Here is a 13204-nt window from a genome sequence, read left to right on the forward strand (position 1 = left end):
CGTCAGCTGCCCCCGAGCCGGAAGAAGGAGCCCGCGGTCCGCGCCAGCACGCACGCGTCCTGCCACAGGGACCAGGTCTCGATGTACCGGTTGTCGAACCGGGCCCGCTCCTCGATCGAGGTGTCACCGCGCAACCCGTTCACCTGCGCCAGCCCCGTGATGCCCACCGGCATCCGGTGCCGGTCCTGGTAGCCGGGGTGGGTGCGGCTGAACTGGGCGACGAAGAAGGGGCGTTCGGGCCGGGGGCCGACCAGGCTCATATCGCCGCGCAGGACGTTCCACAGCTGCGGCAGCTCGTCCAGCGAGGTGCGGCGCAGCAGCCGGCCGACGCGGCTCATCCGCCCGTCGGAGGCCACGTTCCACCGGGTCGCCGACTCCTGGGCGTCGGCGGGCCGCAGCGTACGGAACTTCAGCAGGACGAACGGGCGCCCGTGCAGGCCCACCCGCTCCTGCCGGAAGATGACACCGGGGCCGTCCGAGAGCCGCACCGCCAGCGCGCAGCCGGCCATCAGCGGCGCCACCAGCACCAGGCCGATCCCCGCCAGCAGGGCGTCCATCGCCCGCTTCGCCGCATGGCTCACCGGCCGGTGTGTGCCGTCCTGGAGCGGGTGGGCGGCGAACCCCCACAGATGGTCCGGGCGGGCCCCGGCGGGAGGGGTGGCGACCGCTGCGTCGCCGCTGACCAGCCAGACCCGGCAGCCGTGCCCGGTGAGCAGGGCGAACAGGGCGGCGCCGTCGGGTGTGGTCCCGGGCGGGGCGGTGAACACCGCGTGCCGCACGCTGTTCTGCACGACGGCCCGTCCCACCTCCTGCGGGGTGACCAGGACCGGCAGCTTCACCCCGTCCGGCCGTGCCGTGGGCTCCTCGTCCGTGGTGGCGGACGCGGCGACCCGGCCCACGGGGCGCAGCCCGTACTCCGGGTGGTCCTGGAGCGCGGCCGTCACCTGGCGGGCGACCGGGCCGTGGCCCACGACCAGCGTCGACAGCGGGTTGCGGACGGCCGCCCGGTGCCGGAGCCGGTGCACCACAGCCCGCCCGGCGGCGCAGAGCACGGTCTGCGCCACCGCCGCGTACGCCAGCACCGCCCAGCCGAATGCGTGGGCCGGGGCCCAGGCATCGACGACCTCCATGGTCACGTACCACTGGAGCAGGGCCAGGCCGAGGAGCGCGGGGACTTCGGAGAGGACCGAGGGGGAGAGGCCGAGCCGGTAGAGCCCCCGGTACGCGTGCAGCGCCACCTGCGCCACCGCCTGGGCGGCGACCACGGGCCAGGGCCAGCCGGCCGGGGTGCACAGGGCGAACGTGCCCGCCAGCGCCGCCGCGTCGGCGCCCAGCAGCTGCGCGGCGGGCGCCACCCGGGCGCCGCTGCGCCCACCGCCGAGCTCCCGCGTACCACCGTCGCTTCTTCGCGGCGGATGAACCGTGTGAGCCTGTACGGCTGTTGCCTGGCCGGCGCCGGGGACCGGCGCACTCTCCATCGTCATCGCTCGGTGCGCTTCCTCATCGTGGGGCCGGACAGGGAGACAATTTCCTGGTAGAGACCGGCAACCGCCCCCGCGGTCCGTCGGACGTCGAACGCCGCCCGGGCATGGCGCCGGGCGCGGTGGGACACCGCCTCGCGCAGCTCGGGATCGGTGAGCAGTGCGGTGAGCGAGGCGGCGAGCGCGGCGGGGTCCTCGGGCGGTACGACGAGGTGGTCCTCGTCGCCCGGCGGCACGCTCTCCCGCGCACCGCTCACATCGCTCATCACCACGGCCCGCCCGCAGGCCATGGCCTCCAGCGGGGCCAGCGCCATGCCTTCCCAGCGGGATGGCAGGACGACGACGTCGGCCGCGTGGATCCAGGGCCGCACGTCGGCGCTCGCCCCGGTGAACAGGACATCCGCCGGGGCCGCGCCCTCCAGGCGGGCGCGGTCGGGCCCGTCGCCGACCAGGACCAGGCGCGCGCCCGGCACCCGCAGCCGCCGCCAGGCGTCGAGGAGGACGTCCTGGCCCTTCTGGCGGGTCAGGCGGCCGACGCAGACGACGAGGGGGGCCTGCGGATCCACCCCGTCCAGTGAGGGCAGCGAGGTCCGGGCGGCGGTCCGGTCGGCCTGTCCGCCGGGGCGGAAGCGGTCGAGGTCGATGCCGTTGTGGATCACCGACCAGCGGGCCGCGATCCCCGCCTCCTGGCCGGTGCGCCGCTCGGACTCGCTGACGCAGAGGATGTGATCGGCCCAGCGTGCCCCGAACCGCTCCCAGCCCAGGGCCAGTTCGGCGGTACGGCCGCCCACTGCCTCGAAGGACCAGGCGTGCGGCTGGAAGACCGTGGGTACCTTGCCCCGTACGGCGATCCGGCCCGCGAGACCGGCTTTGGCGCTGTGCGCGTGCACCACGTGCGGACGGCAGTTGCGGACGATCCGCCGTGCGGCGGCGATCTCACCGGCCAGCCGGGGGCCCGGGTCCCGGGTGGCGGACCAGCCCTCGACCTGGGCCCCCGCGGCGGCGGCCCCGACGGCCAGCGGGCTTCCGGGCGGACAGGCCACCACGGGCCGCAGCCCGGCGCCGGCCTGGGCCCTGACGAGATCGGTGACGACCCGGGCCACTCCGCCGTCCACGGGCTGAACCAAATGAAGGACCGTCAATTGTCTTTCTTCGGCACGACGCATGTGCAGCACGTACGGCTCTCTTCGCTCATTCCGGTGAGTAAAGCCGAAGTGCACTTTGGCAGACATGTGGCGAAATCGTGCGCGTGACTCGCTCATACGACCACGTGAGGATTACCGGCACGATGCCGCTGATCAGGTGGTCCGGGCGGCCGTCCTGTGTCGTTGCGAAGGCCTCGGAATGCGGCGGCGGAAGGGTGGCCGGGGAGAGGCCGCAGCACAATTGCGGGCGCCCGCCGACGGAATTCCTCCGGTCGGATGTCACTCCGTTCGCCGCATCTCGGGGGCGGCCGGTTGCCGCAATGGGTGGCGGCTCCATCGGGCGGACCACTCACGCGGTTCTGCTGACTGTCACGCAGTTCTATTGTCGGCAAAGGGCTCCGCTCGGGTGCCCTTGCGGGCCGGCGGCCTCCCCGGAGGCCGCCGGCCCCGGGTCACCCGGTGCGGTCGACGAGGAAGGGGATCAGGGTGAGCAGGTCCCCGCGCGCCTCCTCGTGCAGCTCCACCCCGTCCAGGCAGGCGCGGGCGGCCCGCAGGTGCTCCCGCGCCTCGGTGACGGTGGCCCGGCGCCCGCCGGCCTCGTCGACCAGCTCCGCCGCCCGGCGCAGCCCCGCCTCGTCGAGAGGCCCGGCCCCGGTGAGCAGCTTCTCCAGCCGCCGGGCCGCCGGATGCTCGGAGGCGAGGGCCGCGAGGACCGGGAGGGTCTTCTTGAGCCGCCGCAGATCGCTGTGGACCGGCTTCCCCGTGATCTGCGGATCGCCCCAGATCCCCAGCAGGTCGTCCACCGCCTGGAACGCCACGCCCAGATGCCGCCCCGCCCGGTCCAGCGCGTCGGCCGTGGGCGCCGGAGCCCCGGCCAGTACGGCACCGAGGGCGGCGGCGCAGCCGAGCAGCGACCCCGTCTTGTGCGTCGCCATCGCCCGGTACTCGTGCGGCAGGACCGCCTCGGGCCCCGTCCACGGCCTCGACTCGAAGAGCAGGTCTTGCGCCTGACCGTGCACCAGGTCGCCCAGTGTCCCCGACAGCCGACTAACGGCCGCTGTACCGGTGGGTCCGGGGACATCGGCCAGGGTCCGGACGGATAGGGCGAACAGGGCGTCCCCCGCCAGGACCGCCGGTCCGGTGCCGTACGCCTTCCAAACGGCCGGGCGGCGGCGCCGGGTCTCGTCGCCGTCCATGATGTCGTCGTGGATGAGGGAGAAGGTGTGCACGAGTTCGACGGCGACCGCGCCGGTCACCCCGTCCAGGCCGCTGCCCCCGGCGGCCTCCGCGCCGAGCACCGCGAGCGCCTGGCGGACCCCCTTGCCCTCCGAACCGGGCAGGGGCTCGCCGTCGACCCCGCTCCAGCCGAGCGAGAAGGCGGCCGTTTCGGCGTGCCAGGGGTGGAGCCGGCGCACGGACTCCACCAGCGCGGGCCGGACGAGGTCACGGCACCGGTCGAGTATCTGCGGCGCGGGTGCCTGACGGGTCGGGGACAGCGTCATCGGACCCGGGTCCCCTCGTGCGGGGCGGCGGGTGCGGTGTCGTGCCGGGGCGCGGGGACGGGTTCCGCACCGGATTCAGCAGGCCGTTCGTGCGCGGGGGTGGGGTCCATGGCGGATTTGGCAGTCCGTTCGTGCCCGGGAGTGGGCTCCGCGCCAGGTCCGGCCGTCGGTGCGTGCGCGGGGGTGGGCTCCGCGCCAGGTCCGGCCGTCGGTGCGTGCGCGGGGGTGGGCTCCGCGCCAGGTCCGGCCGTCGGTGCGTGCGCGGGGGTGGGCTCCGCGCCAGGACCGGCCGTCCGTCCGTTTGCAGCGGCCGGCTCCGCGGCAGGTCCCGCAGTTCGCGCGCGTGCGGCTGCGGGCTTCGGGCTCCGGGCCGGGCCCTGGTCGCGTCCGCCGTCCTCCTCGGGCTCCGCGACCGGTTCCACGCCCAGTTCCGCGTACGCCTTCTCCACCATCTCGCGGGCGTTGAGCAGACCGATCCGGCTCAGCCTGCCCCGCAGCTCGTCCAAGTCGGCGGCCGTCGCCGCGCGGTCCCGGCCGAGGCGGGCGCGCGCCTTGACCAGGCCCAGGGCCGCCAGCGCCTCGCCCCGGGGCTCGGTCATCGCGCGGAACTCCCCGAGCGCCTGCTCGTAGACCTCGCGGGCCTCCCCGTACCGCCCGGCGCGGAAGAGCACGTTGGCGCGCATCTTGTGGTTGTACGCGAGCGCGCTGGAGAGCTTCATCTCCCGGCAGGTGACCTCGGCCTCGGCGAGCAGCCCGAGCGCGCGTTCCGTCTCTCCGTCGCGGAGGGAGACGATGTCAGCGATGCCGCGCAGGGCCCAGGCCCGGCCCCGCCGGTCGTCGGCGTCGCCCGCGAGGACGGCCGCCTCCTCGAACATCTCCAGGGCCGAGCCGAGTTGCCCGGTGTTGCGGTGGATCTGCGCTATACCCTCCAGAGCCCACACCGTGTGGCGCGCCTCGCCCCGCGCGCGGGCCTCGGCGAGCAGTTGCTCATGCAGGGTGGCGACCGTCTCGTAGTCACCCTGGATGCGTCCGGTCTCGGCCAGCCCGGCCAGTGAGTAGCCGCGCGCCACCACGTCCCCGCCGCGCTTGCCCAGCTCGGCGGCGAGCCCCAGCAGCCGGAACGCGAGCCGCAGCGAACCCCGTTGACGCGCCAGCGTCCCCCCGCTCCACAGCGCCCAGGCCATCGCCCCGGTGGCCCCGGCGGAGCGCGCCGCCCGGTAACTGGCCTTCCACGCCCGGTCCGCCTCCTCGACCTGCCCCAGCCGGCGGTGCGCCTCGGCCACGGCGAGCCCGGTCCGGGCCACCTCCTCCTGGGAGCCGGAGAGCTCGGCCTGTTTCAGATGCCGTACTCCCTCGGCCAGTACGTCGGTGAGGGAAGCGTTCACCGACATCTTGGTGAGAGCGCCCTGGTACTCGGGCGCCATTGCCTTGGTCTGCATGGGAGCCTTCCGCGCGGTGCCCGGGCCGGTCCGGTGTCCACTATGCGCCACGTGTATACATAGGGTGCATAGTTGGCCGGTTGTCCGAGCCCGGTTCAGGTGGGGGCGGGCGCCACCCGTTCCCGGGCGGCGAACCGTTCTGTCAGTGATCAAGACGGCACCGGGGCGCCTGGGGTTGCTCGAACCTGGCAGGACGTTCTCCAGCACCTCCCCCCGGGCGGAACCCTCGGCCGTCAGCCGACGCGAGGCGGCTCGTGCAGGCCGAAGGGGGAGCCCTGGTCGTCGCGGCAGAGCCGGAACCGGCCGAACCGGGCGGCCGACTCGTCGTCCTCGCCGAGGTCGGTGCCCTCCACGCTGCCGCCCAGCTCGCGCACCTGCGCCACCGCCGTGGCCATGTCGTCGACCCGGAAGAAGAGGTACGGGCCGCCCCCGGGGTCACCGCCGTGGACGCCTCCCTGTCCGCTGGGGGTCCCGATCGCGTAGCCGCCCTCGCCGGAGGGGCCCGCCTCGAAGTTCCAGCCGAAGAGCGCACCGTAGAACGTCCGCGCCTTCTCGGGATCGTCCACCCCGAGCTCGAAGAAGGAGATCTCGCCGGCCATCGCGGGCACCTGCCGTCCCTACGGGGCCGCGCACGCCGGAACGCGCACGCACGCCCCTTCCACCGTACGGCGACGACCCCGCCCACGCAGCGCCGCCGTCAGGCATCCCGGGTACGTCTACGAATCGGTCTCGATCGTGGCGCTCGGCCGGGCCGGGGCAGGTGGTGGGGCAATCATGGGGGCATGTCACGGCCTCCGACGCACCTCCGCAGCCCCGAGTGGGTCACGGTGGACGCGTCCGTGCTGAACGTGGCGCTGGTGTATCCGATGCAGGGACCCGCCGGGATCTTCGGGCCGGGGTGCGAGGCGTGTGCGCGGCTGGCCGTGGAGGAGGTCAACGCGGCGGGCGGGGTGCTGGGGCGGGAGCTGCGGCTCCTGGAGGTGGACGGCGGGGCGGCGCCGTCGAGGGTCGCGGCGGAGGTCGAGGGGCTGGTGGCGGCCGGGGCGGTGCAGGGGGTCACCGGCTGGCACATCAGCTCGGTGCGGCAGGCGGTGGCGCCGAGGGTGGCGCACCGGGTGCCGTACGTCTACACCGCGCTGTACGAGGGCGGCGAGCGGACCGAGGGCGTCTTCATGACGAGCGAGACCCCGGCCTGGCAACTGCTCCCGGCGATGCGGATGCTCGCCCGGACGCGGGACGTACGCCGCTGGTTCGTCGTGGGAAACGACTACGTCTGGCCGCGGAACTCCGCCCGCGCGGCGCGCCGGTATGCGCGGGAGGCGCGGGGGCGGGTGTGCGGCGAGGCGTATCTGCCGCTGGGGACGGACGACTTCGCCGGTGTCCTGCGGCGTATCGAACGGGCGGACGCCGACGCCGTGCTGATGCTGCTCGTGGGCAGCGACGCGGTCCGGTTCAACCGGGCGTTCGCCGCGGCCGGGCTGGACGTCCGCTGTCTGCGGCTGAGCACGCTGATGGACGAGAGCATGCTCCTGGGCAGCGGCCCCGAGGCGACCGCCGGCCTCTACAGCACCGCCGGGTTCTTCGCCTCGCTCGCGGACGGGAACAGCATGGACTTCCACGGCCGTTACGCCGCCCGCTTCGGCCCGGACGCTCCGGTCCCCGGCAGCCTCGGCGAGTCCTGCTACGAGGGCGTGATGCTGCTCGCGGCGCTCATCGAACGTGCCCGCACCCTGGATGTGTCCGCCATCGGCGCGGCCGCCGGGCAGGTCCGGTACGAGGGGCCGCGCGGCCTGCTCGGCCTGGACGGGCGGCATGTGCGCCAGCGCATCTACCTGGCGGAGGCCGACGGTGTCGATTTCACCGTGCTCGCCCAACTTCCCTCGCCGAGGGATGCGCTGTGACGCCATCGCCGCCCGCCAGGCCGTCGGACAGCCGTCCGAGCAGGGGCAGCAGCTGATCCTCCTCGTCCTCCGTGAGCCCCGGCGACGACACCCCCCACTCAGCCCGCACCGCGCTGGAGAGCTGCCGGCGCCGCCGCAGGCCCCGGGGGGTGAGCTGGGCGAGGACCCGGCGGCGGTCGGTGGGGTCGACGCGGCGGAACACCAGGTTCTGATCCACGAGTTGGTCGACGATCTTGGTGAGGGTCGGTGCGGGCAGGGCGGCGTCCTCGGCGAGGGCCGTCATCGTCCGGCCCTCGTCGCCGGAGAGCAGTTCGAGGACCCGCCACGCGTCGACCGAGCAGCCGTACGCGTCGAGTACGGACTGCGCGCGCCGGGCCGCCAAGCGCTCGGCCCGGGTCAGCAGGTGGAGCAGTTGCTGGGGCTGCCTCGCCATCGCACTCCTCGGGCTCGCGTCCGCACGGCCCCACGGCGGGGGCGCGTCGGAGCCTACAGCCGATCACCGCGCCTCCGGCGGGAATTCGCCGAGTCTGATCCTTTCCGGTGGAAGTAATGAATACCCCGTCCGGTAAGTCGCCCACCGCCGGATCGGGGTGACATCGGCTCATCTGGAGACCGGCCGCGATTACTTCCGTCGGAAACTGTTCCTCAACTGCGGCGCAACGCACCGGAAACAGTTCCGCCGCAGGCTGTGGACCACTTCAGCGACCAGCCCGGCGGCCACCCCGGAACGGCTGGGATCCGTGCTGTCGAAACGGCCGCACCGAGCACCGTGGGTGCCGATCCGTTCCCCGCCCTTCCCTCGGTTCCCTCCCCTTCCTCGCCCAGAGGAATCCGCTCGCACCGCCCCAGGGGCAAGGAGGTATGTGACATGTCCGGGCTCATCACCAGGCGCGGTCTCCTGACCGGCATCTCCGCTCTCGGCGCCGGCGCCGCACTCAGCGCCTGCGGCGCGAAGACCGGCGGCGACCCCTCGAAGGCCGCCGGCGCCAAGGCCGACACCTCCGGCGACACCGTCAAGGTCGGCCTGCTGAACTCGCTCTCCGGCACGATGGCGATCAGCGAGGTCACCGTCCACAACGCGCTGCTCCTCGCGGTGAAGGAGATCAACGCCGCCGGCGGCGTCCTCGGCAAGAAGCTCCAGCCGGTCAGCCAGGACGGGGCCTCCGACTGGCCGACCTTCGCCGAGAAGGCGCAGGCGCTCATCACGGACTCGAAGGTCGTCGCGACCTTCGGCTGCTGGACCTCGGCCAGCCGCAAGGCGGTCAAGCCGGTCTTCGAGCGGAACAGGTCGCTGCTGTTCTACCCCGTGCAGTACGAGGGGCTGGAGCAGTCCCCGTACATCTTCTACTCGGGCGCCACCACCAACCAGCAGATCGTGCCCGCCCTCGACTACCTCAAGAAGCAGGGCCTCACCAAGCTCTACCTCGTCGGCAGCGACTACGTCTTCCCGCGCACCGCCAACAAGATCATCAAGACGTACGCGAAGGCCAACGGCATGGAGGTGGTCGGCGAGGACTACGCGCCGCTGGGCTCCACGGAGTTCGCGACCATCGTCAACAAGGTCAAGAGCGCGGGGGCCGACGCGGTCTTCAACACCCTGAACGGCGACAGCAATGTGGCCTTCTTCAAGGAGTACAAGTCCGCCGGGCTGACTGCGGAGAGACTGCCCGTGCTCTCCGTCTCCATCGCGGAGGAGGAGGTCAAGAGCATCGGAACGCAGTACCTGGAAGGGCAGTTGACGGCCTGGAACTACTACCAGACCACGCCCGGCGCGGCCAACGGGAAGTTCGTCGCGGCGTATCAGGCGGCGTACGGGAAGAACAAGCCCACCAGCGACCCGATGGAGGCGGCGTACATCTCCGTCCATCTCTGGAAGGCGATGGCCGAGAAGGCGGGGTCGTTCGACGCCGAGAAGGTGAAGGCGGCCTCCGACGGGATCGAGTTCGACGCGCCGGAGGGCAAGGTGACGGTCGACGGTGCGACGCAGCACGTCCACAAGACCGCCCGCATCGGCAAGGTCACCGCCGACGGGCTCATCGAGGAGGTCTGGAACTCGGGCGGCCCCATCAAGCCGGACCCGTACCTGAAGGGCTACGACTGGGCGGCGGACCTGTGACGGTCATCCTCAACCAGTCCTTCACCGGCGTCAGCATCGGCGCCGTCCTCCTCCTCATCGCCCTCGGGCTGACCCTCACCTTCGGGCAGATGGGCGTCATCAACATGGCGCACGGCGAGTTCATCATGGCCGGCGCCTACACGACGTACGTCCTCCAGAAGCCGATCGACGACGCCGGTATCTCGCTCCTCCTCGCCCTGCCGGTCGCCTTTCTCGTCGCCGGGTCGATGGGCGCACTCCTGGAGTGGCTGCTCATCCGGCGGCTGTACACGCGGCCGCTGGACACGCTGCTGGTGACCTGGGGTGTCTCACTGATGCTCCAGCAGCTGGCGCGGGACATCTTCGCCGCGCCGAACGTGCAGACCACCGCGCCCGACCTGCTGACCGGGAGCGTGTCCATCGCGGGGGTGACGCTGGCGAACAGCCGGCTGTCCATCCTCGGGTTCGCGCTGCTGTGCGTGCTCGGTCTGGCGGCGACGCTGCGGACCACGCCGCTGGGCCGCCGGATCAGGGCGGTGGTGCAGAACCGGGACCTCGCGGAGGTGTCCGGGATCGCGACCGGGCGGGTGGACCGGACGACGTTCTTCATCGGCTCGGGGCTGGCGGGGATGGCGGGCGTCGCGCTGACGCTGATCGGCCCGATCGGTCCGACGACCGGGACCAACTACATCGTGGACGCCTTCCTGGTCGTGGTCGTCGGCGGCATCGGACGGCTCAGGGGGGCGGTCATCACCGCGTTCGCGCTCGGCCTGCTCCAGTCGGTCCTCGAATACTCCACGACCGTGAGCGTGGCGAAGGTGGTGGTCCTGGTGGGGATCGTCGCCTTCCTCCAGTGGCGGCCGCAGGGCCTGTACACCGTGCGCACCAGGAGCCTGGTATGACGACGACGAGCACACCTCCGACGACCGCCCCGGCCGCCGGAGCCCCGGCCGGACCGCCGGACCGACCGTTCCTCACCCGCTTCCGGACCCCCGCCGCGTTCCTGCTCGGCGCGGTGCTGCTGGTGGGCGTCGCCCCGCTGGTCCTGTCGGACTTCCGGCTCGGGCTGCTGGCCAAGTACCTCTGCTACGGGATCGTCGCGGTCGGCGTCAGCCTCGCCTGGGGCCGGGGCGGGCTGCTGGTGCTCGGGCAGGGCGTGTTCTTCGGCCTCGGCGGCTACGCCATGGCCATGCACCTCAAACTCGCCGACGCGGCGGCGACCGGCGAGACCCTGCCGGACTTCATGCTGCTGTACGGCACCGAGGGCGGGCTGCCCTGGTGGTGGCAGCCGTTCGCCCATCCGGCGTTCGCGCTGGCCATGACGGTGCTGCTGCCGATGGCCGTCGCCGCGCTGCTCGGCGTGCTCGTCTTCCGCCGCCGGGTGAAGGGCGCGTACTTCGCCATCCTCAGCCAGGCGCTGGCGGCCGCCCTGGCGATCTGGCTGGTCGGTCAGCAGGCCACCACGGGCGGCACCAACGGCCTCACCGACTTCCAGGGCTTCCTCGGCTACGACCTGAACGACCCGGTCAACCAGCGGATGGTGTACGTCATCATCGCGGTCGCCCTACTGCTCCTGATGGCCGGCGCCCGGCAGCTGTTCGTCAGCCGTTACGGCGAACTCCTGATCGCCGTACGGGACTCCGAGGAACGGGTGCGCTTCCTCGGCTACAACCCGGCCGATGTCAAGCTCGTGGCGTACGTCGTCCCGGCCGGCATGGCGGGTCTGGCGGGGGCGCTCTTCGTGCCGGCGGTGGGGATCATCTCCCCGGCGCTGATCGGGGTCGTGCCGTCCATCGGCTTCGTCATCGGCGCGGCCGTCGGCGGACGGGCGTCGCTGGTGGGCGCGGTCCTCGGGGCGATCGCGGTGGCCTGGGCGCAGAGCACGCTCTCCGACGCGTGGCCGGCCGGGTGGACGTACCTCCAGGGCCTGCTGTTCGTCGTCGCCGTCGGCTTCCTGCCCGGCGGGCTGGCCTCGCTGCGAACGGTGCTGCGCCGACGGCGGACCGCCGACCGCGTCACGACGACGAAGGGAGTGACCACATGAGCGGCGAGGGACTGACCGTCCGCGACCTGCGGGTGACGTTCGACGGGGGCGTCAGCGCTGTCGACGGCGTCGACCTGGACATCAGCCCGGGGGACCTGCGCTTCCTGATCGGGCCGAACGGCGCGGGCAAGACGACCCTGGTCGACGCGGTCACCGGCCTGGTCCGGGCCACCGGATCGATCCGCTTCGGCGGTGAGGAGATCATCGGCGAGCCCGTGCACCGCATCGTCCGCCGGGGCATCGGCCGCACCTTCCAGACGGCGACCGTCTTCGAGCAGCTGACCGTGGAGCAGAACCTCGACATCGCCGCGGGGGCCGGGCGCAGCGCGCTGACCCTGCTCCGGCGGCGGAAACACGTCCCCGATGCGGTGGGGAGGGCGCTGGAGACCACCGGCCTGACCGCGCTCCGCCACCGCCCCGCCGGGGCGCTGGCCCACGGCCAGAAGCAGAGCCTGGAGATCGGCATGCTCCTCGTCCAGGACGTGAAGCTCCTGCTCCTCGACGAGCCCGTCGCCGGGATGAGCCACGACGAGCGCGAGTCCACCGGCGCGCTGCTCCGGCGGATCAGCGACGACCGCACCGTCGTCGTCATCGAGCACGACATGGACTTCATGCGCTCCTTCGCCCGCAGCGTCAGCGTCCTGCACGCGGGCAAGGTGCTCAGCGAGGGGACGGTCGCCGAGGTCCAGGCCGATGGCAAGGTCCAGGAGGTCTACCTCGGCCGCGCCTCCGAACCCGAGCCGTCGCCGACCGCCCCCGTACCCGTCAGCGAAGAGGTGTGACCGCCGTGCTGGAGATCAACGACGTCCACGCCGGCTACGACCGCACGACCGTCCTGCACGGCGTGACCGTAGAGGTGCCGAGCGACGGCGTCGCCGCCGTCCTCGGGCACAACGGCGCCGGCAAGAGCACCCTCCTGCGCACCGCCATGGGCCTCATCAGGCCGGCTCGCGGGAGCGTGCACCTCGACGGCGAGGACATCACCCGTCTGGCCCCCCACCAGCGGGTCGCCCGCGGAATGGCGTACGTCCCCCAGGGCCAGCAGTCCTTCCCCCACCTGACCACCGCCGAGAACCTCCGGCTCGTCGCCGACGGCTCCCCGCGCGGCGGCGGCCGCGACGCCATCGCCGAGGCCCTCGACCTCTTCCCCGTACTCCGCGAACTCGCCCACCGCCGGGCCGGTCTCCTCTCCGGCGGCCAGCGCCAGCAACTCGCCATCGCCCGCGCCCTCGTCACCCGTCCCCGGCTCCTCCTCCTCGACGAACCGACCGAGGGCATCCAGCCCTCCGTCGTCGCCGAGATCGAGACCACGATCCTCTCCCTGGCCGCGCGCGGCGGTCTCCGCGTCCTCCTGGTCGAACAGCACGTCGGCTTCGCCATGCGGGCAGCGGACCGCTACTACGTCCTGGAGGCGGGCCGCGTCACATCGTCGGGGGATGGGGGAGCCGGTGCGGAGCGGACGGTCCGGGAGGCGCTGAGCGTGTGAGGGGCCGGCCGGGGCGTTCGCCGCGGCCGCCCAGGGCGAGGGCGGCGGGACCTCCCCGAGGCCGCGGGAGCGCTGAGCAGAGGCCCGAACACCCCCGGACGGACGAACAAC

The 13204-nt window shown here is 73.0% G+C and carries 11 protein-coding genes and 1 pseudogene; 6 read left to right on the forward strand and 6 right to left on the reverse strand.

Annotated features, from left to right (window positions below; genetic code table 11):
• Positions 1 to 2: 2 nt before the first annotated feature.
• From D6270_RS31780 to D6270_RS31800, 5 genes and pseudogenes are all read right to left on the reverse strand, one after another.
• Entirely contained in the window at positions 3 to 1484 is a 1482-nt protein-coding gene (locus tag D6270_RS31780; RefSeq protein WP_109162272.1) for a sugar transferase, read from the reverse strand.
• Positions 1481 to 2656 carry a glycosyltransferase family 4 protein gene (locus D6270_RS31785; RefSeq protein WP_391040390.1) on the reverse strand — a complete coding sequence of 392 codons (1176 nt, stop codon included), beginning with the start codon at positions 2654 to 2656 and terminating at the stop codon, positions 1481 to 1483. The genes D6270_RS31780 and D6270_RS31785 overlap by 4 nt, the downstream gene beginning before the upstream one ends.
• Positions 2657 to 3078: 422 nt before the next feature.
• A complete protein-coding gene (locus D6270_RS31790; protein WP_109162271.1) occupies positions 3079 to 4128 on the reverse strand; it encodes a polyprenyl synthetase family protein in 1050 nt (349 codons plus the stop codon).
• Positions 4129 to 4511: 383 nt separating this feature from the next.
• Positions 4512 to 5567 (reverse strand): annotated as a pseudogene (locus D6270_RS31795) (hypothetical protein); the annotation flags it as partial.
• Between the two features lie 233 nt (positions 5568 to 5800).
• On the reverse strand, positions 5801 to 6166 hold the full coding sequence (locus D6270_RS31800; protein WP_109162270.1) for a VOC family protein: 366 nt from the start codon (positions 6164 to 6166) through the stop codon (positions 5801 to 5803).
• Between the two features lie 183 nt (positions 6167 to 6349).
• Between D6270_RS31800 and D6270_RS31805 the strand changes: the two genes are divergently transcribed.
• On the forward strand, positions 6350 to 7468 hold the full coding sequence (locus tag D6270_RS31805) for a substrate-binding domain-containing protein (RefSeq protein WP_109162269.1): 1119 nt from the start codon (positions 6350 to 6352) through the stop codon (positions 7466 to 7468).
• On the opposite strand, the gene D6270_RS31810 is transcribed toward D6270_RS31805, so the two are convergent.
• Complete coding sequence (locus D6270_RS31810) at positions 7425 to 7901, reverse strand: MarR family winged helix-turn-helix transcriptional regulator (protein WP_109162268.1); 477 nt, start codon at positions 7899 to 7901, stop codon at positions 7425 to 7427. The genes D6270_RS31805 and D6270_RS31810 overlap by 44 nt on opposite strands.
• A gap of 435 nt (positions 7902 to 8336) precedes the next feature.
• Here D6270_RS31810 and urtA point away from each other — a divergent pair, with 435 nt between their 5' ends.
• Genes urtA through urtE form a run of 5 tightly spaced genes read left to right on the forward strand, consistent with a single transcriptional unit; the run spans position 8337 to position 13093 of the window.
• Positions 8337 to 9584, forward strand: coding sequence for an urea ABC transporter substrate-binding protein (gene urtA / locus D6270_RS31815; protein WP_109162267.1), 1248 nt, complete (start codon positions 8337 to 8339; stop codon positions 9582 to 9584).
• Positions 9581 to 10465, forward strand: coding sequence for an urea ABC transporter permease subunit UrtB (gene urtB / locus D6270_RS31820; protein ID WP_109162266.1), 885 nt, complete (start codon positions 9581 to 9583; stop codon positions 10463 to 10465). Before urtA ends, urtB begins: the two co-directional genes overlap by 4 nt.
• Entirely contained in the window at positions 10462 to 11607 is a 1146-nt protein-coding gene (urtC, locus tag D6270_RS31825; protein WP_109162265.1) for an urea ABC transporter permease subunit UrtC, read from the forward strand. Before urtB ends, urtC begins: the two co-directional genes overlap by 4 nt.
• A complete protein-coding gene (urtD, locus tag D6270_RS31830) occupies positions 11604 to 12389 on the forward strand; it encodes an urea ABC transporter ATP-binding protein UrtD (RefSeq protein ID WP_109162264.1) in 786 nt (261 codons plus the stop codon). Before urtC ends, urtD begins: the two co-directional genes overlap by 4 nt.
• 5 nt (positions 12390 to 12394) lie before the next feature.
• Positions 12395 to 13093 carry an urea ABC transporter ATP-binding subunit UrtE gene (urtE, locus tag D6270_RS31835; protein ID WP_109167189.1) on the forward strand — a complete coding sequence of 233 codons (699 nt, stop codon included), beginning with the start codon at positions 12395 to 12397 and terminating at the stop codon, positions 13091 to 13093.
• The last annotated feature ends 111 nt before the right edge of the window (positions 13094 to 13204 follow it).

The sequence above is a fragment of the Streptomyces griseus subsp. griseus genome (genome assembly GCF_003610995.1).
Taxonomy (GTDB): Bacteria; Actinomycetota; Actinomycetes; order Streptomycetales; family Streptomycetaceae; genus Streptomyces.

Coding starts and splice junctions, on each gene's coding strand:
- D6270_RS31780 (WP_109162272.1), bottom strand. CDS start 1,484: ATGACGATGGAGAGTGCGCCGGTCCCCGGCGCCGGCCAGGCAACAGCC.
- D6270_RS31790 (WP_109162271.1), bottom strand. CDS start 4,128: ATGACGCTGTCCCCGACCCGTCAGGCACCCGCGCCGCAGATACTCGAC.
- urtA (WP_109162267.1), top strand. CDS start 8,337: ATGTCCGGGCTCATCACCAGGCGCGGTCTCCTGACCGGCATCTCCGCT.
- D6270_RS31810 (WP_109162268.1), bottom strand. CDS start 7,901: ATGGCGAGGCAGCCCCAGCAACTGCTCCACCTGCTGACCCGGGCCGAG.
- urtD (WP_109162264.1), top strand. CDS start 11,604: ATGAGCGGCGAGGGACTGACCGTCCGCGACCTGCGGGTGACGTTCGAC.
- D6270_RS31800 (WP_109162270.1), bottom strand. CDS start 6,166: ATGGCCGGCGAGATCTCCTTCTTCGAGCTCGGGGTGGACGATCCCGAG.
- urtC (WP_109162265.1), top strand. CDS start 10,462: ATGACGACGACGAGCACACCTCCGACGACCGCCCCGGCCGCCGGAGCC.
- D6270_RS31805 (WP_109162269.1), top strand. CDS start 6,350: ATGTCACGGCCTCCGACGCACCTCCGCAGCCCCGAGTGGGTCACGGTG.